The organism is Skermanella stibiiresistens SB22 (assembly GCF_000576635.1).
Classification (GTDB): domain Bacteria; phylum Pseudomonadota; class Alphaproteobacteria; order Azospirillales; family Azospirillaceae; genus Skermanella; species Skermanella stibiiresistens.
Window position 1 is genome coordinate 1 of sequence record NZ_AVFL01000161.1, and the last position, 249, is coordinate 249.

Consider the following 249-nt stretch of genomic DNA (forward strand, 5'->3'; position numbering starts at 1 on the left):
CCGCCTGGTAGGACAGCCCCAGCTCGCCGCCGGCGATGCGGGCGTCGATGTTGGCGGCCTGCGTCGAGCTGCCGTGTCCGCCATGGCCGCCATGCATGCCGCCCATGCCCCCCATGCGGCTCTTGGCGTAGTCGAACAGGATGAAGTCGTCGACATAGCCGGCGTAGCCGGACAGCCAGGCATCCAGGGTCTCGGTCTTGTACTGCGCGCCGAAATCGATCTGCGTCGTCTTCTCGGGCTTGACGCCGC

General features: G+C 67.9%; 1 protein-coding gene. It reads right to left on the reverse strand.

Annotated features, from left to right (window positions below; translation table 11 throughout):
• Nucleotides 1–249: TonB-dependent receptor domain-containing protein (locus N825_RS35905; RefSeq protein ID WP_037462634.1), on the reverse strand; the 249-nt coding region annotated here is incomplete at both ends.